Here is a 20,197-nt window from a genome sequence, read left to right as displayed (position 1 = left end):
CACCACCGACAGCGCATCCCGACCGCCGCACAGGTCTCTGATCGATCGCTCGCCGTCGGCCGGTCATGATCGACCGGGCGAGTTCGCCCCCGTGGATCTGCTGAACGATTTCGAGCTGCTGAGCGCGCGCTTGCGAGTCGAGCTGGAGCACCAGCGGTGGCTCGACGCGTTCCTCCTCGCCGCCGGCACCAGCCAGATCCTCGACGACCACCGGAGGCGCTGGGGCGCCACGATGCGACGCGGCGTGACATTCCTGCGTTCCTGCGACGCCCCCGGGACGACGACGCTCGCGGCGGTCACGCGCACGGCGGCGACGACGCTCGATCGACTGGCCGGGCTGCTCGCGTCGGGGCGTGCCCTCGAGAACCACCGCGTCGCGCTCACGGCACTCACCGCGGCGCTGGCCTCCCTCGTCCTGGGCGGGGACGCGGCGCGTATCTCCTGGGCCCGGAAGAGGGCCGACCGCGCGAAGGCCGACTGGACCAGCACGCTCGCCGAGACCCCCGCGGAGCTGCAGAGCCAGGTACTGCGCCTGCCCGCCTGTTTCCGCAGCATGGATCAGCACCCCGAGGACATGCGGGCCCTGGCCAGGCGCTTCGCGCTGCGCCGGCCTGACCGGACGAAGCCGCTGGTCGTGGTCGGGGTGCGCACCTCCGGCAGCTACCTGGCGCCACTGTGCGCGGCAGCTCTGAGCGAGCTCGGGTACCAGGAGGTGGCCGAACTGACGGTTCGCCCCGGCGACCCCTTGCTGCGCGGCGAGTCGGAGGCGGTTCGGGAGGTGGCCCGGGGAGGGGGACTGGCCCTCGTCCTCGACGACCCGCCCGTCACCGGTGCCTCGATCGCCGCCGTCGCCGAGCAGCTCGAACGGGAAGGACTTCCGGCGGCGGCGATCGTCGCCGTCCTCGCCCGGACCGACGAGCGGCCCGCTCCTCTGCCCGTGCTGGGCCGCTACGCCCAGGTCAGCCTGAACGGGCCGGACTGGCACATTGCACGCGTCCTGCGGCCGGACAGGGTCGCAGAAGCTCTCCGCCGCGTGCTGCCGCCCACCGACGAGCTCCTGCGGCTGGAGACGCGCGCACCTGCCGCGGACACGCCGACCCCAGGCCGTGGTCACGTGGAAGCCTCGTACACCGCTCAGCTCCTCGACCACGTCACCGGGAGCACCGTGCGACGCGACCTGGTCGCCGAAGGAGTGGGAGTCGGTTACCTCGGTCGTCACGCGGTGGCGGTCGCGGGCGCCCTGCCGGGTTGGGTCCCCGTGGTCCACGGATTCGCCGATGGCCTGCTCATCCGAGAAGCCACCTCAGCGCGCCCCGGGCCCGGCCGCGACCTGACGCCCTTCGAGGACGCTGATCGACTCGGCGAGCACGTCGTGGGCTACGTGCTCGCCCGCCACCGTGCATTGCCCGCCGTCGCCGACACGAGCATGCGCGTGGCCGGGCACAGTCCCGCGTGGGAGCTCGCTGCCGCGCAGCTCTGCGGTGTGCTCGGTCGGCTGGGACTGCCGCTGCGCATCCCGCTCGTCGACCCGATCATGCGGCGACTGCTCACCGTCACCTCTCCGATGATCGTCGACGGTCGCATGTCCCCGCAGCGGTGGCGTCTCGCCGATCCGGGGCCGGACGGCGTCGCCGAGCGGATCGTCAAGGAGACCTTCGCCGAGGGAGCGTTCAGCAACCGCGAGCTGTTCTCCTACGACCCGGTCTTCGACCTCGCCGGGGCCTCCGTCCAGGCCGATTGCGGACGCTTCACCGCACGGCTGCGGGAGGGGTACGAGGCCCGGACCGCAACACCGATCTCCGAGGAGCGCTGGCTGGTCCACCGGATGGCTCATCTCCAGGCCGAGGCCGAGTCCGGCCGGATGCCGGCCGCGGCCGTCCATCGTCGCCGGGCCCTGGCGATCCAGCGGTACTTCGCGTCGCACTACCTCGACGATGTCACGTCAGACCCGGACGGACCGCTCTGCGCGCTGGACATCGATGGTGTGCTCGAGATCAGCCCGCTCGGGTGCCCGATGACCACCCGAGCGGGCGCGCTCGCGCTCCGGTCCCTGCTCGCACACGGTTACCGACCGCTGCTCGCCACCGGCCGCCATCTCGAGGACGTGCAGGAGCGCTGCGAGACCTACGGGCTCCGCGGCGGCGTCGCCGAATACGGCGCGCTGACCTACGACCACGACACCGGCGCCGTCGTCGAACTCGTCGACGAGCGGGAGCAGGACGATCTGGCGCGGTTGCGCGAGGCACTCGTCACAGTGCCGGGTGTCTCGCTCGACCCCAGCCGTCGGCTCACGGTCCGCGCCTGCCGCGGCACTCCCGACGACCGGCGCGGGATGCCCCCTGCGGCGGTCGAGGCCGCGATGGTCGCGGCGGACGTGGTGGAACGCGTCCGCGTCATACCCGGGGAGGGCCAGACCGACTTCGTGCCCGCCGCAGTGGACAAGTCGACGGGGCTCCGGAGCCTGCTCGAGTCGCTCCGGGTGCCGGCGACAGCACGCCCCCTCGCCCTCGCCGTGGGAGATGCGGCGGCCGACGCCGGGATGCTGGCGATGGCGGAGGTCGCCCGGGCCCCCAGCAACGCCGAGCCCGGGCTCGTCCGCCACGGTGTCCGCCGGACCCGGGCCTCCTACCAGGCAGGCCTGGCTCAGGCCGTCGGCTCGCTCCTCGGGCACCCACCTGGCGCCTGCTGTCTCTGCCGTGCTCCGGCGCGGCCGAGGGAGACCCGAGCGTTGGTGGCGTTGTTGTCGGTCACCGAGGCCGGCCGCCTGGGCGTGCCCTCCCGGCTGCTGTGTCTGGCCGGGCACGCCGCAGGAGCGAGGTGGCTCCGATGAGCCTCACGACCCAGGCCACCAACAAGGTGCGCCACATCCCGCGGTACGTCGCGCACACCTTGCGCACGCCGCTCCTTCGCAACGGGCATCTGCTGACCCTGAGCTCCGGCCTGACCGGAGCGATCGGGCTCGCCTACTGGGCCGTGACGGCGCTGCGCTACGACCCGGCATCGGTCGGCCGCAACTCCGCCGCGATCTCGATGATGATGCTCCTGGCCGGCATCGCGCAGCTCGACCTGTCGACCGCCATGGTCCGGTTCGTCCCGGGCGCGGGCGCGGGCACCCGTCGCATGGTGGCGTACACCTACCTCACGGCCGGTGGGCTGGGTGTGCTCATCAGCACCGGTTTCGTGGTGCTCGCACCGCTCGTCTCGCCCGGCGTCACGTACTTCGACGGACCGCTCGCCGGCGCCGCCTTCGTGGTCGCGACCACGGCCTACACGCTCTTCGTCATCCAGGACGGGGTGCTGACCGGACTGCGGCGCACCGCCTGGGTGCCGGTGGAGAACGCCGCCTTCAGCGCGGTCAAGGTGGGGCTCGTCGTGCTGCTCGCGACAGCGATGCCCGAGCACGGAATCTTCGTGTCCTGGCTGGTCCCGGTGCTCGCGGCCGTGGTGATCGTCGGCGGGCTGCTGTTCGGACGGGCCATCCCCCGCCATCAACGCATCGAGCCCAGCGGTGACGAGGACCGACCGGCCGCCCGGGATATCGCCCGGTTCGTGATGACCGGCTACGCCGGCGCCGTGTGCTCGATGGCCTCGATGACGCTCATGCCGATCCTGGTGATCGAGGTGCTCGGTGTGGAGGCGAACGCCGGATTCGCCGTTGCCTGGGTCATCGCGTACTCGCTGCACCTCGTCAACATCAACATGGGTTCGTCGCTGGTCGTGGAGACCGCCGGTGACCGCTCCGGTCTCGCCCGGTGCTGCCGCCAGGTCATCAGCCACATCGGACGGCTCCTCGCCCCGGCGGTACTCGTCGTGGTCGTCATCGCGCCCTACCTGCTGGGGCTGCTCGGCCCCGCATACGCTGCGGCCAGCGGGGCGCTACGCCTGCTGAGCCTGGGCGCACTTCCCCACCTCGTCGTCGTGATCGCCGTCAACGCGGCTCGCGTGCAGCGCCGGATGAGCCTGGTGTTCCTCGTCCAGGCCGCGGAGTGCGTGCTCGCGCTCGGCCTGGGATGGCTGCTGCTGCCGAGGATGGGCCTGACCGGAGTCGGTCTCGCCTGGCTCCTGACCCAGTGCGCGACCGCGGGGTTCCTGGTCCTGCGACGCGACCTCTGGCTACCAGAGGAGGAGCGATGACTACCTACCCGCTCGTGACCACCGGGTCGACGGCGCCCTCGGACCCGCTCACGGGGTCGACGTGCGACACGGCCGCCACCACGGAGACGACGGCGGTGGCGACGGATTTGACGACATCGGTCGTCATCTGCGCGTACACCGTCCTGCGATGGCCGGACCTCGTGCACGCGGTCGCGTCAGTGTTCTCCCAGTCGCGGCCCCCGGACCAGATCGTGGTGGTCATCGATCACTCTCCGGCGCTCCTGCAGCGCGCCCTCGACGAGTGGGCCCACGCCGGTGTGTCCGTGGTGGCGAGTCGCTACGACCGCGGGCTGTCGGGCGCGCGAAACACGGGCATCGAGGTCGCGACCGGCGACGTCGTGCTGTTCCTCGACGACGATGCGGTCGCCGAGCGGGACTGGGTCGACCGACTGGTGTCGGCGTACGCCGATCCCCGGGTGCTCGGCGTCGGTGGTCGGGTCCGCCCACGGTGGGCGGGCGGTCGACCGGCGTGGTTCCCACGCGAGTTCGACTGGGTGGTCGGCTGCAGCTACCGAGGACTGCCGGTCGCCCGATCCGAGATCCGCAACTTCATCGGGGCGAACATGTCGTTCCGCCGCGATGCTCTGACAGCCGCTGGCGGCTTCCGGCACGAGCTCGGCCGGATCGGCACCGTGCCGTCGGGGTGCGAGGAGACCGAGCTGTGCATCCGGGTGCACGGTCAGTCTGTTGACGGCGTACTGCTGTACGAGCCGGCCGCCGAGGTCTGGCACAGCGTGCCCTCGCAGCGGGGCACCTGGTCCTACTTCCGGTCCCGCTGTTATGCGGAGGGGGTGTCCAAGGCGCAGGTCAGCGGGATGGTCGGCGCCCGACGGGGGCTCAGCTCGGAGTTGCGCTACGTACTCTTCACGATCACCTCGGGGATCGTCACCTCACTGGGACGGGTCGCGCTGGGCCGCGGGTCTGGTGTCGCCCGCGCGCTGGCGATGGTGGTGGGGCTCGCGGCCACCAGCCGCGGTTACCTGGCCGGGCGCGCTCGGTCCCTGCGCCTCTCCGCGGCTCTCCCGGATCTCCTCACCGCGACTCGTCGAGAGCGTCTGGCGTTGCTGGCGCGCGTCGGGGCGGTGCCGGCGGCGATCGTCCTGTGGCTGGCGTCGCTCGGGCGCATCGATCTCGGACAGATGGGTGATCTGGGCCTGGTCCCGCTGCTCCCGATCACCTTCTGGGCGGCCCTCGCGGTGCTGCTCGTCAGCTTCTGCGTGCAGGTCCTGCGCCCTCGTTCACGGACATCTGTGCTGGTCGGCCATGTCCTCCTGCTGATCGCGATCCTGCACGCCACCCCCAGCATCCTCTACGGCACCCTGCGCTACTCCTGGGCGTGGAAGCACGTGGGAGTCACCGACTTCTTCATGCGTCACGCCGGGGTGGACCGGTCGCTGCGGGAGCTGAGCGCCTACCAGTACTGGCCCGGCTTCTTCACCACCAACGCGATGATCAGCAAGCTTGCCGGGCTGCGAGGTGCCGAGGGCTACGCGATCTGGGCACCGCCGTTCTTCAACGCTCTTCTCCTGGGACCGCTCTTCCTGATCTTCTCGACGTTCACTAGGGACCGGCGGCTGGTCTGGGCGGCGATCGGGATCTTCTTCCTCGGTTCCTGGGTCGGTCAGGACTACTTCGCGCCGCAAGCCTGTTGCTACTTCCTCTTCCTGACCATCGTGGCGGTCTGCATTCGATACGTCCGCTCGAGTCGACCGACCTCCCGGGCTCTCGTGCCGGACACCTCCGTCGCACCTGATCGCGGGCAGCCACTCGTCCTCGGCGCCGTGGTCCTGATGATGGCGGCGATCGTGCCCACCCACCAGCTCACACCACTCGTGCTGATCGGCGCGCTCGTGGTGCTGGCACTCCTGTGCCGCCAGCGTCGTCTGGCCCTGCCCCTGCTGCTGCTGGTCGGGATCACCGCGGCATGGAACTTGCTGTTCGCCTGGCCCTGGTTGTCACAGAACCTCGCCGACATCGGGTCGAGCTTCGGGCAGCTGGGCGCCAACGCGAACTCTGGTTTCATCAATCTGGCGACCGCCAGTCGAGGTCAGGTCCTGGTCGCGCAGATGGATCGGCTCCTGAGCGTGGCCGTGGTGGCGCTGGCTCTGGTCGGCTTCGCGCGCCACTTCCGCACGCGGCGCGAGGTGGCGCTCCCGCTCCTGGCGCTGACTCCTGTACCGCTGTTGTTCACCAGCGACTACGACGGTGAGATGATCTTCCGTATCTACCTGTTCGGGTTGCCTTTTGCCGCGTTCTACGCGGCTGCAGCGTTCCTTCCTCGGGAGACTGCGGGAAGGAATTGGTGGGCACGGGTGTCCCTGCCACTGGTCATGCTGTTGCTGGTGCCGGGGTTCGCCTTCTCTTACTATGGCAAGGAGGAGGTCAACTATTTCAGCCCCCAAGAGCTCCAGGCCGCGGAGCTCGTGTACGGCATCGCTCCTGAAGGCTCACAGATCGTCTCCGCCACCAGCGACTTCCCGTGGGGCTTCACCAACTACGAGATGTACGACTACGAGCGGTTCGCTCTCGAGGACCCGCGTACTCGACAACAAGTCCTCGCCGATCCCGTGGGCACTCTGGGTGACATGATGAGGCTGCAGAGCCATCATCATTCGTATCTGGTCCTCACTCGAGCCCAGCGATTCGACGTCGAGATGACGGGCATCATGCCGCCCGGGAGCCTGGACCACATCGCGCAGGCGCTGCTCCGGTCGCCCGATTTCGTTCTCCTGTACCAGAGTCCCGACGCCGTGGTGATCACCCGGGTGGGTCCGACGACGGAGGCGTCGTCATGACCCGCGCCGGAGGGCGCAGATCGCCCGCACGGACGATGCCGGCCCTGCGCGGGTCCTGGGGCCGGGTGCGTGTGACCCCCCGCTGGCGGCTCGCGCTGGCCTGTTCCGGTTGGCTGACCTGGCTGGGGCAGTTGCTCCCGCCGGGCTTCCCGCTCCGGGTGCTCGTGGTGTTCGGCTTCGTGCTCATCTGCCCCGGGCTGGCCCTCACGCTGCTGCTGCCGCTCCGGGAAGCCGTCGTCCGGTGGGTGCTGGCCGTGGCCCTGAGCGTGTCACTCGCCATATTGCTCAATACCGTACTGACCATCGCCAGCAACGATTCGCTACCGCTGCGCCTGGCCGTACTCGCCACGATCACCACTGTCGCGGCCGTTGCCGCGCCGCTGGACGCCGCACGTGGAGCGATGGCGGCACCGGGAAAGGCCGATCCATGACCACGACCATTCCGATCCTCCTCTACCACTCGGTGTCGACCGCGCCACCGGCCTGGATCGCGCCCTTCACGGTCACACCGCGGACCTTCACGCGCCATCTCGATCTGATCGCGGCGAGTGGGCGCACTGCGCTGACGGTCTCGCAGTTTCGCGACGCGTTGGCGGGAGACGTGCCGTTGCCGCCCCGCCCGTTGCTCGTGACGTTCGACGACGGCTTCGCCGACTTCGTCGAGGCCGCTTCCGAGCTCGCGGCTCGGAAGCTGCCGAGCACCCTGTACGTCACCACCGGGGCGCTGCGCGGCCCGTCAGGAGCAGACCCGCGGCTGGCACTGCCCCCGGCGGAGATGCTGAGCTGGTCCGACGTGCGTGCCCTGCCCGGGTTCGGTGTGGAGGTCGGCGCACACACCCACACCCACCCCCAGCTCGACGTCCTGCCGCCCGGCGAAGTCGACGAGGAGATCAGGCGTAGCAAACACCAGCTGGAGGACGCGCTCGGTGGCGAAGTGCGAAGTTTCGCGTACCCGCACGGTTTCCATTCGCCGCGTGTGTGCCGGGCCGTACGCGCGGCGGGCTACACGTCCGCGTGCGCGGTCATGAACGCACTGAGCGCGCGGAACGACCGCCTGTTCGCTCTTGCACGGCTCACCGTGCGAGCCGACACGGGCGTCGATCGGCTCGCGGCCTGGCTCGCCGGCGACGACGCCAGGGTTGCGCCCTCTCGCGAGAAGGCGGCCACCCGCGCGTGGCGGTTCTATCGCAGGGCGGACGCCAGGTGGGGGGACCTGCCCGCGGTTCGACGACTCACCGCGCGGCTCCCGCGCCCATGACCACCGACGCCCGAACGGCGTCCTCCCCGAGCCCGTCGGAGACGACCATGCGTGCCGAGAACAAGGCCTCGACCCGAATCGCGCCCTGCGCTGAGCGACGCAGGGTCGCTGCCCTTCGGACGGCCCGTCGCGCCATGACAGTCCTCGCCCTGCTCGTCATCGCGACGCTGGGTTCGGCCAGTTGCAGTGCACCCGCGCCGGCTCCTGCCCCGCTGCCGCCTCCCTCGGGAACGTATGCGGTGGTCGTGGACGCGATGTCCGGCGACATGCACTTGGTGGACACGCGGACGCTCGCCGAGATCGGCGACCCCGTCAAGCTCCAGGGATTCCCTTCCGAGGTCGCCGTGAGCCCCGACGGTCGCCGCGCCTACGTCATCAGCCCGACATCCAACACCCTCCAGGTCATCGACCTGCGGGATCGCCGTGCCGTCGGTGATCCGGTCACGGTCGGTGATTACCCGTCCGCAGTCGTGGTAAGTCCCACCGGGGATCGCGTGTTCGTCGCCGACGGACAGTCTGACGACGTTCGCGTCTACGACAGCTCGAGCCTTCGCATGATCGGCGCTCCGATCCCGACCGGCGACGGGCCGGCCGGCCTTGCGATCACCCCGGACGGTCAGTGGCTCTATCTCACGAATCAGCACCAGAACGACGTGCGTGTGATCGACGCGCAGACCCAGGAGATCGTGGGAGAACCGATCGGCGTCGGGGCAGGACCCGGTCGGATCGTGATGAGCCCGGACGGGAGCCGTGCGTATGTGGCCAACGTCAACTCGGACGACATCTCCGTGATCGACACCCGGGAGAACCGCGTCGCCGGCGCGGCGATCCCGGTGGGCGGCTACCCCTACGGGATGACGGTGAGCCCAGACGGACGCCGACTGTTCGTCACCGATCAAGCATCATCCGACGTGCGCGTGATCGACACGACGACACAACAAGCTCTTCCTGACCGGATCACGACCGGTACCGCGCCCTCGGCCGTCGCATCGGACCCACAGGGGACGGAGGTCTTCACCGTGAACATGTACTCCGACGACCTTTCCGGGATCGACACACAGTCCGGGGCCGTACGGCGAAGCGCGTCTGTCATCGGTCACGGTCCTCGTGGTGTCGCGCTCGTCGAGATCCCCTAGGTCATCGCGTGTCCGGCCCCCCTCTTCACGGCAGATGTCGGCTCCCGCATGCCTGCTCGCGGGGGCTGCTCGTGCTGCTCGTCTGCGTGGCCATGCTCGGGGCCGGTTGCGCGGCCCCGCGTTCCGCAAGCGTTCCCCCACCACCGACGGGCTGGACCATGACTTTCGACGACGAGTTCGACGGTCCTCAGGGAGCACCACCTCAGCAGTTGCGCTGGCTGCACGACACCGGCGGCACCGGCTGGGGCGACAATCAGCTGCAGTACTACACCGACGATGTCGCGAACGCGCAGCTCGATGGCGCCGGGCACCTCGCGATCACAGCACACCAGGCCTCGCAGAGCCTGCCTTGCTGGTACGGGCCCTGTCGGTACACCAGCGCCAAGATCACGACTCGTCAACCGCAGCTCGCGCTGTTCTCCCAAGGCTACGGTCACTTCGAGGCGCGCCTCAAGATGCCGGTGGGGAAGGGACTGTGGCCGGCCTTCTGGCTGATCGGCGAGAACCTGGCGTGGGCCGGGACGGACAAAGCCGGCGAGATCGACGTGATGGAAGCGCTGGGCGACCAGCCGAGGCAGGTCGAGCAGCACGCGCACGGCCCGGGACTCGATTTCGGCGGCCCGACCGCCCTGCCTCCGGGACAATCTGTCTCCGACTGGCACGTGTACGCGATCAATTGGACTCCCGACCGAATCGATTGGCAGGTCGACGGCCGGACGACCGAGACCTTGACGAGGGCCGAAGCGGGCAACACGGGGTGGGTGTTCGATCACCCCTTCTATCTCGCACTGAACACGGCAGTGGGCGGCGGTTGGCCGGGCGATCCCGGCAAGATGACGGTCTTTCCTGCCACCATGTTGGTGGATTACGTACGCGTATACGAAATCGATGAACGACACACGGCGACGACACCCGCGGTGTCGGAGGGGGAATGAGTTGATGCATCCGAGAACGGCTGTGGTCGGTGAGGGCGATCGAAACGATTCGTCACAGCTGCGCTTGCGGGCGGGGCCCGACGTGCCCGCGTCGGTCCGGGTGACGAGCCCGGCACCGCGCCATGTCTGGGAGGAGATCGTCGCTCTCGACCCCGATGCGCTCCCGGAGCACGCGCCCTCGTGGGTCGACGCGCTGTGCGCCGCGGGTGGCCACTCGGACGTGAGCCGGCTGTACGAGTTCCCCGACGGCCGCCGCTTCGTCCTTCCTCTGGTCCGCCGCCGCGGCGTGCTCGGCCTCGGTGGCTGGCTGACCTCCTACCCGGCTGCCTGGGGGATCGGTGGGATCGTCGGTGCAGCGGCCGACCGTGAGGTGGTCGACGCGGTGCTCGCCGATCTCCGGCAGGTGCCCGCCGGACGCATCTGGGTGCGGCCCAACCCGCTCCATGCGCGATGGTGGCCCGATCGGCCGATCAGCGCGAGGCCCAGCGTGACCACCATCCCGCGGCGAGCGCACCTGCTCGACCTGTCCGGCGACCTCGACGACGTCCTGGCTCGCATGTCGGCGTCGACGCGCCAGCACATCCGCCAGGGCCGTAAGCGTGTCACTCGCGTCGAGATCGATCATACGGGGCGTCTGCTCCCCCTCCACTACCAGCTCTACATGACGTCGGTGGAGCGCTGGGCGGCCCGTCAGCACGAGCCCAAGAAGTTGGCCGAATGGCGGGCGCGCCGACGCGACAGCCTGCACAAGCTGCAGACCATGGCTCGCGTTCTGGGGGAGAACATGGCGGTGCAGATCGCGTTCGTCGGTGAGCGGCCGGCGGCGTCGAGCATCACACTCTTCGGTCGGACGGCACACGACATCAGGGCCGCCCTCGACCCGACCCTGGCCGGCCACAGTCGCGCCGGCATGCTTCTCCAGTGGAGCACGATCGAGATGGCTCACGCTCGCGGCTGCGGCTCACTGCATCTCGGGGAGTCGGGGGAATCCGCCCGCCTCTCCCACTTCAAAGAGAGCTTCGGGGCGACCGCCCTCCGCTACAACGAGGTGCGGATCGAGCGAGTGCCGTACACCAGGGTCGACCTCGTCCTGCGCGGGGGCGTGAAGTGGGTCATGGGGTTCAGGGACACCTAGCAAGAGTGGATCAGAGCGTGCCCGTCGCGGAGTTCGACGTGCGACCGATCGCCGGCCTGAACGGTGGTGGAATGCTGCGCAGGAGCGCCACGGCCTCCAACTGGGAACTCACCTCGAGCTTGGTGAGGATGCAGCGGACCTGGCTGCGAACGGTCGAGAGGCTGACGACGAAATGATCGGCGACCGCAGCGGCGCGCATTCCAGCGGCGAGGAGATCGAGGACCTCCCGTTCGCGGCGGGTGAGCCGGGACAGCAACAGCGCCCGTCCGGACTCCTCTGCCGCATGCCGATTGTGCTGTGCGAGCCACTTCGCACGCTCGAGCTCGGACATCACGGGAGCGCCCGCGGCGGCCGAGGTGACGGTGCCGAGCAGCACCTCGAACGGTCGTGATTTCGGTAGGGCGCCGATTGCGCCGGCGGCGACGGCCGCGGCGACCCCGGACCGATCGGCGCTGCCGTTCACGACGAGTATCGTCCAACCCTGTTCTCGCAGAACTCTGACGAGCTCGGCTCCGTCGATGCGACTTCCCTCCTCGTCCTGCCTGGCATCCAGGTCGAGGACCACGAGGCCGGTCGGTCGGGTCGAGGGTCGGTTCTGGAGATCGGCTACGCAGGCGACCGGGAGCGTGCGCGCGTCGAAGCCCTGGCTGCGCAGTGCGATGCCCACCGTCGTGCTGAACAGCTCATGATCGCCGATGATCAGAACGGGGTAACGGTCGTCGTTCGAGGGCGACGCCCCTCCCTCCCCGAAGCCGCTGGTCACGCTGCGGGTGAACTGAGCGCGCGACGTCCGCGGACATCGCGGTCGGGCCGTCGCCGACGGCGCGGGCGATTGCGCTGGAGGCCGGCCAAGGCCGACATACCGTCCGTCCCTTCACTCGCGATGTCGCCTCTCGGGAAGGCGCCAGACTGTATCCAGACGACCCGCGAGGATCCAACGCTGTTATTGCTCTGCAATAGATCGACCCGCCTGGTGGTGGAGAGCGAGCAATCTGATGGGCCGAACGTCCGCGTGGATTCCGCCCATCGCGAACCACGTCATGGGGATCCGACAGGTGCCCTGATGTGCTGTCGATGTGGCACCGAGGGCTTCGGAGTGCTCGTCGAGGCGAACCGACCGGCATGTCGGGCGTCTGCTCGCCGGAACGATCGTCGTGGGCCTCGCGGTAGTGATCCTGCTGCCTGACGTGGTGGGGCTCGACCGGTCGGTGCCCTTCGCCGCGCTGGCCGCGTTCCGGCCCCTGCTCACCGTGGTGACGGTGCTGGTGGCGCTGGCGATGCTGACCTGGCGGGGGGCCCGGACCCTGGCTGCTGCGGTGCTCATGGTGTGTGTGGCGGCCGGCGCCCTCGTCGTCCCGCGAGCCGTGCCCCGGACGGTCCCGGCCGCGAACGGGCCGTACCTCACGGTGCTCTCGTTCAATGTGGACCAGGGCGAGGCGGACGTCGCAGCGGTCGCTGCCACGATCCGCCGCGAGCGACCGGACGTGGTGGTCCTGCCCGAGGCGGCCGAGCGGTACCGGACGCTGCTGGCGGAGGCCGTCCCCGACCTCGGCTACCGGTCCTGGCTCGGAGCGCGCCCCGACGCCGACGACGTCAACGGGATCACCGTCTTCACGGCGTCCTGGTCGGGCCCCCTGGACAGCCGTACGATCGACCAGGGTCGCTTCGACCCGTGGCTCGAGCTGACTGGCGGGCGGCTCGGGGCCCTGCGGCTGGTGGCGGTCCACGTCTCTGCGCCGGTACCCGAGAAGATCCGGAGCTGGCCGGGCGAGCTGGCGCAGCTGCAGAGCTGGTGCGGCCCCGGTGCGGGTCCCGCGGTGCTCGTGGGTGACTTCAACGGGAGCCTCGACCACCGCGAGTTCCGCGACGGCACGCAGGGCTGTCTCGACGCCGGTGCGGTCACCGGGGAGGGGCTGACCGCCACCTGGAACGCGACCTGGCCACGCTGGTCCGGCGTCCAGATCGACCATGTGCTCGGCGGGGGCGGCGCGAGTCCGACCGCCCTGCGGATCCTCGACCTCCCCGGGAGCGACCACCGCGCCCTGCTCGCCCGGGTGCGACTCCCGTGACCCGGTCAGGTCGGTGCGGACCGCCCCGCGGCGACCTGTGCCGACCGTTCGGGTCAGCGGGCGGTGAGGCGGTGCAGTTGTGAGCCGAGCTGCCGGACCAGCCGGCCGCAACGTGCCAGCGCACGGACGTCGTCAGGAGCAGAGCGCCGTCGCGGCGGGTCAGCTCGACCTGCACGGTGTAGAACGGCCCTCCGCGGCGAGCACGATCGCCGAGCCATGATCCTTCGGAGTCACGGTGCGTGTGCCGACGGATGATGTGGCCGTCCCGCGTCGTTGTCACGGCGCCGGGCACGCCGCCCGCACGGCCGAGGCGGCGTGACCGACCCGCCGGATCAGTGCTCGGAGAGCGACCGGTGCGTGGCGTGGAGCTGGGTCGAGAAGAGGGCGACCTGGGGGTCCTCGGCGGACCACTGGGCCATGTCCCGGGCGGCATGGTCGTCGCCGTGGGCGCTCAGGACGTGGAGCTCCACGAGCTCGTCGAACCACTCCGGACGCTGGGGCTGCTCGGCACTCCACTCCATCCCGGTCTCGACGTCCCAGGGGCTGCCGATCATCGTCATGAGCGCTCCAGTTCTCGTGCGTCGTTGCGCGGGAGTGTGAACCTCTACCATTGAGTACGGCGATCTTGTTCTGCACAACACAACGGTCGGTAGTGATCGGTTCAGCGGCGGAGCGTGGCCCGTGCAGGGCATCGTCGGTCGCGGCAGCACGCTGGGGGCAGCCGTGACGCCGCAGCGTGATGGATCTTCATCCTGGTCGGTGGGGCCGACCCGGCGTCGGGGAGCCTCGTTCCCGATCAGGGACTGAACCGATCCGGCGCCAACGACCGCAGCAGCACCGTCTCCGCGAGCACGCACCGCCCGAACATCCCGAGGTGCAGGCTCTCGTCGATCCCGTGCCAGCGGCTCGCCGGGTCGCCCACGCCGGTCACCAGCACCGTCGCGCCCGGGAAGGTGCGGGCGAACTCGGCGATGAAGGGGACGGTCCCACCCATGCCCATCTCGACGGCGGTGTTCCCGAACGCCTCGGACAGGGCGGCGCGGGCGAGGTCGTAGATCGTGCCGGTGGGCTCGAGGGCGAACGGCTCCCCGGACGCGTCCAGGCCGACGTCGAGGTGCGCGCCCCACGGCACCTGGGCCTGCAGGTGCTCGGTCAGCGCGGTGAGCGCGCCGGCCGTGGTGTCGCCGGGGGCGAGCCGGACGCTGATCATCGCCCGGGCGCGGGGGAGCAGGACGTTGGCGGCCCCGTCGACGGCGGGAGCGTCGATGCCGAGCACGGCGATCGCCGGGCGGTGGGTGAGCCGCTCGGTGACGGGGCCGGTGCCGAGCAGTTCCACGCCGTCGAGGAGTCCGGCGTCGCCGCGGAAGGTCTCCTCCCCGACGTCGGGTGTGGTGCCGTCGGAGGCGTCCGGCGTGCCCCGCACCAGCCCCGCGACGGCGACCTCGCCCTTGTCGTCGTGCAGCGTCGCGAGCAGCCGGCACAGCGCGGTGAGCGCGTCCCCGGCCGGGCCGCCGAGCATGCCGGAGTGCACCGCCCGCTCGAGCATCGAGATCTCGACGACGACGTTCGTCAGCCCCCGCAGGCTCGTCGTCAGCGCGGGGACGTCGACGGCGGGGTTCGCGGCGTCGGCGATGACGATGACGTCGGCCGCGAGCGCGTCGGCGTGCTCGGCGAGCAGGGCGGACAGGGTGGGCGAGCCCGACTCCTCCTCGCCCTCGACGAACAGCGTCACCCCGACCGGCGGCCGCCCGCCGAACGCCCGCAGCGTCGCGAGGTGGGTCATGACGCCGGCCTTGTCGTCGGCCGCGCCGCGACCGTGGAGCCGGCCGTCGCGCTCGGTCGGCTCGAACGGCGGGCTGGTCCAGAGTTCGTCCCCGCCGGTCGGCTGCACGTCGTGGTGGGCGTAGAGCATCACCGTCGGGGCGTTCTCCGGCGCGGGCCAGTGGGCGACGACGGCGGGTGCGCCGCCCGCCGCGGCGATGACGGCGACGTCGGCCGCGCCGGCCTCGCGGGCGAGCGTCGCGACGGCGTCCGCGCTGCGGCGGGTGTCCTCGGCGTGCGCCGGGTCGGCCCAGATGCTGGGGATGCGGACCAGCGCCTCGAGGTCGCGTCGGGCATCGGGCAGGACCGCGTCGACGGCGCTGCGGAGGTCGGGGTCCGACGTCGGACGGTGCGGCGGTGGCGCGGAGGACATGACGGCGACGGTAGAGGACCCCGCCCCGGTCCCACGGCGGGTCGCGATTGGGCCGATCGGTCGATGCGAGGGCCACGCGACCCGGCGCATCGTCGTACGCCGATGACCGCGCTCCCGATCTGGCTGACCGCGCTGCTGCTGGTGCTCGTGCTGCCCGCCATCGCCGTGGCGGTCCAGATCGCGTTGCGGCGACGGTTCGCGGCGCTGCGCGAGGGCGACCACAACGACGTCGCCGGCTTCATCATCGCCGTGGTCGGGGTGATCTACGCGGTGCTGCTGGCGTTCGTCGTCATCGTCAGCTGGGAGAACTTCAGCGGGGCCGAGGGCGTCGTCGGGCAGGAGGCGAGCGCGCTGCGCAACATCTACCGCGACAGCACGGTCTACCCGCCCGAGGTCCGCGACCGCATCCACGCCGACGTCCACGACTACGCCGCGACCGCGGTCGAGCGCGAGTGGCCGGCGATGAGCCGCAGCGAGGAAGGGGATCCCGCGGTGGGCGCCGTGCTCGACACCTTCTCCCGGGACGTCGCCGCCCTCCCCACCGCGACCCCGACCCAGCAGCAGTACGTCTCGGTGGAGGCCGACCGGTTCAACGACCTCGTGACGGCCCGCTCGCAACGCCTCGACTTCGTCGGGCAGGGCGTGCCCGGTGTGCTGTGGACGGCGCTGATCGTCGGCGCGGTCGTGACCATCGGCTTCGCGATGATCTTCGGGATGAGCAGCACCCTCCTGCACACCCTCATGATCGCCAGCCTCACCGCGCTGGTCGGGGTCCTGCTGTTCGTCTCGGTCGCGATCGACCACCCCTTCGCCGGCGACGTCGCGGTCGAACCGGCGCCCCTGGAGCGGGTGCTGCACGACTTCGACGCCCCCTAGGCGCGGCCGGCGTACATTCCGCCGACCTCGAGGGCCAGCACCACCGGCGCCCTGATGGAGCTCGCGACGGCGGCCGCGGTGATGAGCGCGTGGTACGCCCGGCAGGGGCGGGCGCAGCGCCGGGCCGAGGCGCGGACGGCGGCGACGGTGGCCTGAGGGTCGGGGCCCGGCGACGCCGGGCACGGCGCCGGGCTACGGCGAGGCTCGGCCGGGACCATGTACTCCTGGACCTGCTCGACGGCGAGCGACGGCGGCGGCTGGTGCACCTCGAAGATGGGCAGCCACCTGGCCATCGGGTCCTGACGGCGTCCTACTGTGCCCACCGTGGCACGACGGCGGGCGTGGGTGAGCTGGTCCTGCGGCAAGGACGGGGCGTTCGCGCTCGCGACCGTGCGGGCCCGTGGTGACGTCGAGGTCGCGGGCCTGCTGACGACGCTCGACGCGTCGGCCGACGCGGTCGCGATGAGCCGAGTGCCCACCGAGCTGCTGCGACGACAGGCCGCGGCGCTCGACCTGCCGGTCCACCTCGTCGAGCTGCCCTGGCCGTGCCCCAACGAGGTCTACGAGCAGCGCACCGGCGCGGCCTGGGCGCAGCTGCGCCGCGACGGGGCCGACGAGGTCGTCTTCGGCGACCTCTTCCTCGCCGACATCCGCGCCTACCGTGAGCGCTCGCTGGCGGGCACAGGTCTCGCGCCGCGGTTCCCGCTCTGGGAGCGCCCGACCCCCGAGCTGGCCCGCCGGATGGTGGCGGCCGGCCTGCGGGCGGTGATCGTGTGCGTCGACCCCGCCCAGGCCCCCGCGGAGATCGCCGGTCGGTGGTGGGACGAGGACCTGCTGCGCGAGCTCCCCCAGGGCGTCGACCCGTGCGGCGAGAACGGGGAGTTCCACACCTTCGTCACCGACGGGCCGGGCTTCGCGAACCCGGTCGACGTCGTCGTCGGGGACGTCGTCGAGGGCGAGGGCTTTCTCTATGCGCCGCTGCGCCCGGCTGACGACTCGGCGGGCCCGCCGCGCGGGTAGGACTCGGCCATGGCCCGGGTCGACCCCACGGTCTACCTCGTCCTCGATCCCGCCGACGGACCTGCGCGGCCCGCGGAAGGCGCCGGGCCGGTGTTCACGACGGCGACCAGGCCCGACGCCGGGGAGGGCATCGGGCTCGACGGGCTCGCTGCCCTGGTGACCCTCGCGGAGGGGACGCTCCCCATCGTCGCCATCGGCGGCATCACGACGGCGACCGACCCCGCGGCCGTCGTCCGGGCCCTGCCCCCGGGAGCGCTTCCTCGGCGATCGCCCGCGCGGCCCGCGTCGGGTCCCCCCGGCTGACGCCCGCCTCGATCACGCCGAACACGTTGACGTCGAACGCCGTCGATGGTTCCCCGACCGGCTCACCGCCCGGCCGGCCGACCTCGACGCCGTCGAGCCGCTCGGGGCGAGACACCGACTCCGTGACGGAGTCCGCCGGCTGACGGCCGGCGTACTCAGCCGCGGACGACGATCACGGTGGAGGCGGCGTGCACGACGCAGCTGAGCCCGACCGACCCGATGAGTCGGCTCGCAGCGCCGCCGCGTCCCCGGTGGCCGACGACGAGGAGGTCGGCGTCCGCCGACCCGCGCACCAGCACGCCCGACGCCGTCCCCGCGACAGCCGCGATGTCCGTCGTCGGGATGGCGAGACCGCGGTCGCGTCGGGAGCCGAAGGCGGTCTCGACGATCCGGTCGGCCTCCTTCTTCGCGTCCGCGGGCAGGTCGTCGATGGACGGACCTGGATGATCGATCACACCTCCCGACGGCGGGGCGCTCACGTCACCCCGAGGTGGGTCGTGGTGGAGTGGTGATCGTGAGCAGGACGGGCAGCGGGTGCTGGCGGCGGTGCTCGTGCTCGCGGCGATCGTGTGGCTGCCGCTCAACCAGCCGGTGGAGGGCCCGAAGCTGCTGGTGCTCTCCCGCAACCACGCCGTCACCACCGCAGATCTGCTCTCGGTGGTGCTCGTCCTCGTCGCGCTCGGGCTGCTCTGGAGCACCCGGCGCCGATAGGGCAGCGACCTCAGCGGGACCCGACCGCCGGCTCCTCGCACGGCAGCGTCGACCCGTGCAGCTCCCACCCGGTGCCCAGCCGCCGCACCCACCGCAGCGGACCTTCCTGCTCCCACGGGCGCTGTGTCCGCGCCAGGACCTCCCACGCGTACTGCTGCTCGTCCCACCACGTCCGGAGCGCGTCCCAGAACTGAGTCATGGGAGTCATCGTCGGGCGGTCGGTGGCTCAGAACGAGTGGCAGGAACGTCACCTTCGGATACATTGCTGCCATGCACGTCGTCGCCGCGCCCGTCACCGATCGCGCGCCGCTGTTCGAGCTGTCCACCATCGTCGAGATCTTCGGCCGCAGCCGGGGTGAGTCCCTCGGCATCCCCTGGTACGACCTGCGGATCTGCGCCGGGGAGGACGGGCCCCTCCGGCTCGGGGACTGGGGCACGCTCGACACGCCGTACGGACTCGAGGCGCTCGACGAGGCCGACACGATCCTCGTGCCGCCACCGCGCGACGGCCGCGGGACGTTCCCGCCCGCCCTGCTCGACGGGTTGCGCCGTGCGCACGCCCGGGGGGCGCGCATCGCCTCGATCTGCACCGGTGCGTTCGTCCTCGCCGCGGCCGGGCTGCTCGACGGGCGGCCCGCGATCACGCACTGGAACTCGCTCGACGAGCTGGCCCGGCGCCACCCGGCGGTCGCGGTGCAGCCGGCGGTGCTCTACGTCGACGACGGCGATGTCCTCACCTCGGCGGGCTCGGCCGCGGGTCTGGACCTGTGCCTGCACCTCGTGCGCCTCGACCACGGGAGCCGGGTCGCCGGGATGACGGCGCGGTGGAGCGTCGTCCCGCCGCACCGCGACGGCGGGCAGGCGCAGTTCGTGCCGACGCCGGTCCCGGAGCCCTCGCCGACCCCGTTCGGCGCGTGGCTGGACTGGGCCCGCGAGCGGCTCGACGGGCCGATCGAGGTCCGGGAGTGGGCGGACGCCATCGGGACGAGCCCGCGGACGTTCGCCCGCCGGTTCCGCGACGTCACCGGCGAGACCCCGGTGCAGTGGCTCGCCGCGGAGCGGGTCCGCCGCGCCCAGGAGCTCCTGGAGGGCACCGACCTGCCCGTCGACGCGGTGGCGGCGCGGTGCGGGTTCGCGACGGCGGCCGGGCTGCGCAAGCACTTCGGACGTCGGACGGGGACGACGCCCCAGCACTACCGCCGGTCGTTCCGCTCCACGCGCGAGGAGCGGGTGGCGGGCTGAGGGTCGAGTTGACCGAGGGGCACCTTCGGTCGACTAGATCGACCGAAGGTGCCCTTCGCTCGAAACGGGGTGAGGCACGGCGTTCCGGCGAGGGGCGCCCACGGCCGATCTATTCGACCGAAGGTGCCCTTCGCTCGTAAGAGCCCGTCGCGCTACGGCAGGCCCAGCTCGCGGACGCGCAGGCGGCGGCGCAGGCCCGCGCTGCCGATCGGGATCGCGGTGTTCGACGTCGCCGGGCTCGGGGGCGCCGCGAGCGGCCACGGCCGTCGCCGAGAACGGAGCGCGGAACGGTGCCGTCGGGGACGGCGCGGGCCGGCCCGTCTTCGACCTGCGGGGCATGCAGCCGGGGCGGCGCAACGGTCACGGCT

20 protein-coding genes are annotated in these 20,197 nt (G+C 71.4%); 14 read left to right on the top strand and 6 right to left on the bottom strand.

Features of this window, described 5'->3' with window-relative positions; all coding sequences use genetic code 11:
- Positions 1 to 91 precede the first annotated feature (91 nt).
- The 8 genes from VGH76_RS10765 (at position 92) to VGH76_RS10730 (ending at position 11,414) form a co-directional block, all read left to right on the top strand.
- Positions 92 to 2,830, top strand: a complete 2,739-nt coding sequence (locus VGH76_RS10765) for a hypothetical protein (RefSeq protein WP_331556677.1) — start codon at positions 92 to 94, stop codon at positions 2,828 to 2,830.
- Complete coding sequence (locus VGH76_RS10760) at positions 2,827 to 4,134, top strand: hypothetical protein (protein WP_331556676.1); 1,308 nt, start codon at positions 2,827 to 2,829, stop codon at positions 4,132 to 4,134. Before VGH76_RS10765 ends, VGH76_RS10760 begins: the two co-directional genes overlap by 4 nt.
- Before the next feature lie 14 nt (positions 4,135 to 4,148).
- Entirely contained in the window at positions 4,149 to 6,950 is a 2,802-nt protein-coding gene (locus tag VGH76_RS10755; RefSeq protein WP_331556675.1) for a glycosyltransferase family 2 protein, read from the top strand.
- A 71-nt stretch (positions 6,951 to 7,021) separates the two neighbouring features.
- Positions 7,022 to 7,381: a hypothetical protein gene (locus tag VGH76_RS10750; protein WP_331556674.1), complete on the top strand. Its 360-nt coding sequence runs from the start codon at positions 7,022 to 7,024 to the stop codon at positions 7,379 to 7,381.
- On the top strand, positions 7,378 to 8,208 hold the full coding sequence (locus VGH76_RS10745; RefSeq protein WP_331556673.1) for a polysaccharide deacetylase family protein: 831 nt from the start codon (positions 7,378 to 7,380) through the stop codon (positions 8,206 to 8,208). The genes VGH76_RS10750 and VGH76_RS10745 overlap by 4 nt, the downstream gene beginning before the upstream one ends.
- Before the next feature lie 134 nt (positions 8,209 to 8,342).
- Positions 8,343 to 9,344: a YncE family protein gene (locus VGH76_RS10740; RefSeq protein WP_331556672.1), complete on the top strand. Its 1,002-nt coding sequence runs from the start codon at positions 8,343 to 8,345 to the stop codon at positions 9,342 to 9,344.
- 158 nt (positions 9,345 to 9,502) lie between these two features.
- Entirely contained in the window at positions 9,503 to 10,279 is a 777-nt protein-coding gene (locus tag VGH76_RS10735) for a glycoside hydrolase family 16 protein (RefSeq protein ID WP_331556671.1), read from the top strand.
- A gap of 100 nt (positions 10,280 to 10,379) precedes the next feature.
- Positions 10,380 to 11,414, top strand: coding sequence for a GNAT family N-acetyltransferase (locus VGH76_RS10730; RefSeq protein WP_331556670.1), 1,035 nt, complete (start codon positions 10,380 to 10,382; stop codon positions 11,412 to 11,414).
- 10 nt (positions 11,415 to 11,424) lie between these two features.
- Here the strand turns inward: VGH76_RS10730 and VGH76_RS10725 are convergent, their stop codons facing one another.
- A complete protein-coding gene (locus tag VGH76_RS10725; protein WP_331556669.1) occupies positions 11,425 to 12,177 on the bottom strand; it encodes a LuxR C-terminal-related transcriptional regulator in 753 nt (250 codons plus the stop codon).
- A gap of 391 nt (positions 12,178 to 12,568) precedes the next feature.
- On the opposite strand from VGH76_RS10725, the gene VGH76_RS10720 reads away from it, so the two are divergent.
- A complete protein-coding gene (locus VGH76_RS10720) occupies positions 12,569 to 13,483 on the top strand; it encodes an endonuclease/exonuclease/phosphatase family protein (protein ID WP_331556668.1) in 915 nt (304 codons plus the stop codon).
- A gap of 332 nt (positions 13,484 to 13,815) precedes the next feature.
- On the opposite strand, the gene VGH76_RS10715 is transcribed toward VGH76_RS10720, so the two are convergent.
- Together VGH76_RS10715 and VGH76_RS10710 are read right to left on the bottom strand one after the other, a co-directional pair.
- A complete protein-coding gene (locus tag VGH76_RS10715) occupies positions 13,816 to 14,043 on the bottom strand; it encodes a hypothetical protein (RefSeq protein WP_331556667.1) in 228 nt (75 codons plus the stop codon).
- Between the two features lie 236 nt (positions 14,044 to 14,279).
- The gene (locus VGH76_RS10710; protein WP_331556666.1) at positions 14,280 to 15,677 is read right to left on the bottom strand and encodes a dipeptidase; all 1,398 of its coding nucleotides are present in this window, start codon (positions 15,675 to 15,677) and stop codon (positions 14,280 to 14,282) included.
- A gap of 102 nt (positions 15,678 to 15,779) precedes the next feature.
- Between VGH76_RS10710 and VGH76_RS10705 the strand changes: the two genes are divergently transcribed.
- Positions 15,780 to 16,553: a DUF4239 domain-containing protein gene (locus VGH76_RS10705; RefSeq protein ID WP_331556665.1), complete on the top strand. Its 774-nt coding sequence runs from the start codon at positions 15,780 to 15,782 to the stop codon at positions 16,551 to 16,553.
- Here VGH76_RS10705 and VGH76_RS10700 read toward each other — a convergent pair.
- Entirely contained in the window at positions 16,550 to 16,846 is a 297-nt protein-coding gene (locus tag VGH76_RS10700) for a hypothetical protein (RefSeq protein WP_331556664.1), read from the bottom strand. The genes VGH76_RS10705 and VGH76_RS10700 overlap by 4 nt on opposite strands.
- 31 nt (positions 16,847 to 16,877) lie before the next feature.
- Here VGH76_RS10700 and VGH76_RS10695 point away from each other — a divergent pair, with 31 nt between their 5' ends.
- On the top strand, positions 16,878 to 17,573 hold the full coding sequence (locus tag VGH76_RS10695) for an ATP-binding protein (RefSeq protein WP_331556663.1): 696 nt from the start codon (positions 16,878 to 16,880) through the stop codon (positions 17,571 to 17,573).
- A gap of 9 nt (positions 17,574 to 17,582) precedes the next feature.
- Positions 17,583 to 17,876 carry a thiamine phosphate synthase gene (locus VGH76_RS10690; protein ID WP_331556662.1) on the top strand — a complete coding sequence of 98 codons (294 nt, stop codon included), beginning with the start codon at positions 17,583 to 17,585 and terminating at the stop codon, positions 17,874 to 17,876.
- Positions 17,877 to 18,031: 155 nt separating this feature from the next.
- On the opposite strand, the gene VGH76_RS10685 is transcribed toward VGH76_RS10690, so the two are convergent.
- Entirely contained in the window at positions 18,032 to 18,355 is a 324-nt protein-coding gene (locus tag VGH76_RS10685; RefSeq protein ID WP_331556661.1) for a universal stress protein, read from the bottom strand.
- Positions 18,356 to 18,410: 55 nt separating this feature from the next.
- On the opposite strand from VGH76_RS10685, the gene VGH76_RS10680 reads away from it, so the two are divergent.
- Positions 18,411 to 18,587, top strand: coding sequence for a hypothetical protein (locus VGH76_RS10680; protein WP_331556660.1), 177 nt, complete (start codon positions 18,411 to 18,413; stop codon positions 18,585 to 18,587).
- Between the two features lie 10 nt (positions 18,588 to 18,597).
- Here VGH76_RS10680 and VGH76_RS10675 read toward each other — a convergent pair whose 3' ends face one another.
- Complete coding sequence (locus tag VGH76_RS10675) at positions 18,598 to 18,786, bottom strand: hypothetical protein (RefSeq protein ID WP_331556659.1); 189 nt, start codon at positions 18,784 to 18,786, stop codon at positions 18,598 to 18,600.
- 71 nt (positions 18,787 to 18,857) lie between these two features.
- Between VGH76_RS10675 and VGH76_RS10670 the strand changes: the two genes are divergently transcribed.
- A complete protein-coding gene (locus tag VGH76_RS10670) occupies positions 18,858 to 19,829 on the top strand; it encodes a helix-turn-helix domain-containing protein (protein ID WP_331556658.1) in 972 nt (323 codons plus the stop codon).
- The last annotated feature ends 368 nt before the right edge of the window (positions 19,830 to 20,197 follow it).

The sequence above is a fragment of the Actinomycetospora sp. genome, from assembly GCF_036497585.1.
GTDB lineage: Bacteria > Actinomycetota > Actinomycetes > Mycobacteriales > Pseudonocardiaceae > Actinomycetospora.
Note: the sequence above shows the minus strand (reverse complement) of the source record. Positions and strands in the feature narration are given on the sequence as shown.

Bases quoted from the DNA above. Each gene is read 5' to 3' on its own strand.
- VGH76_RS10760 (WP_331556676.1), top strand. From the start codon at position 2,827: ATGAGCCTCACGACCCAGGCCACCAACAAGGTGCGCCACATCCCGCGG.
- VGH76_RS10745 (WP_331556673.1), top strand. From the start codon at position 7,378: ATGACCACGACCATTCCGATCCTCCTCTACCACTCGGTGTCGACCGCG.
- VGH76_RS10740 (WP_331556672.1), top strand. From the start codon at position 8,343: ATGACAGTCCTCGCCCTGCTCGTCATCGCGACGCTGGGTTCGGCCAGT.
- VGH76_RS10735 (WP_331556671.1), top strand. From the start codon at position 9,503: ATGACTTTCGACGACGAGTTCGACGGTCCTCAGGGAGCACCACCTCAG.
- VGH76_RS10715 (WP_331556667.1), bottom strand. From the start codon at position 14,043: ATGACGATGATCGGCAGCCCCTGGGACGTCGAGACCGGGATGGAGTGG.
- VGH76_RS10710 (WP_331556666.1), bottom strand. From the start codon at position 15,677: ATGTCCTCCGCGCCACCGCCGCACCGTCCGACGTCGGACCCCGACCTC.
- VGH76_RS10705 (WP_331556665.1), top strand. From the start codon at position 15,780: ATGACCGCGCTCCCGATCTGGCTGACCGCGCTGCTGCTGGTGCTCGTG.
- VGH76_RS10700 (WP_331556664.1), bottom strand. From the start codon at position 16,846: ATGGCCAGGTGGCTGCCCATCTTCGAGGTGCACCAGCCGCCGCCGTCG.
- VGH76_RS10690 (WP_331556662.1), top strand. From the start codon at position 17,583: ATGGCCCGGGTCGACCCCACGGTCTACCTCGTCCTCGATCCCGCCGAC.
- VGH76_RS10675 (WP_331556659.1), bottom strand. From the start codon at position 18,786: ATGACTCAGTTCTGGGACGCGCTCCGGACGTGGTGGGACGAGCAGCAG.
- VGH76_RS10670 (WP_331556658.1), top strand. From the start codon at position 18,858: ATGCACGTCGTCGCCGCGCCCGTCACCGATCGCGCGCCGCTGTTCGAG.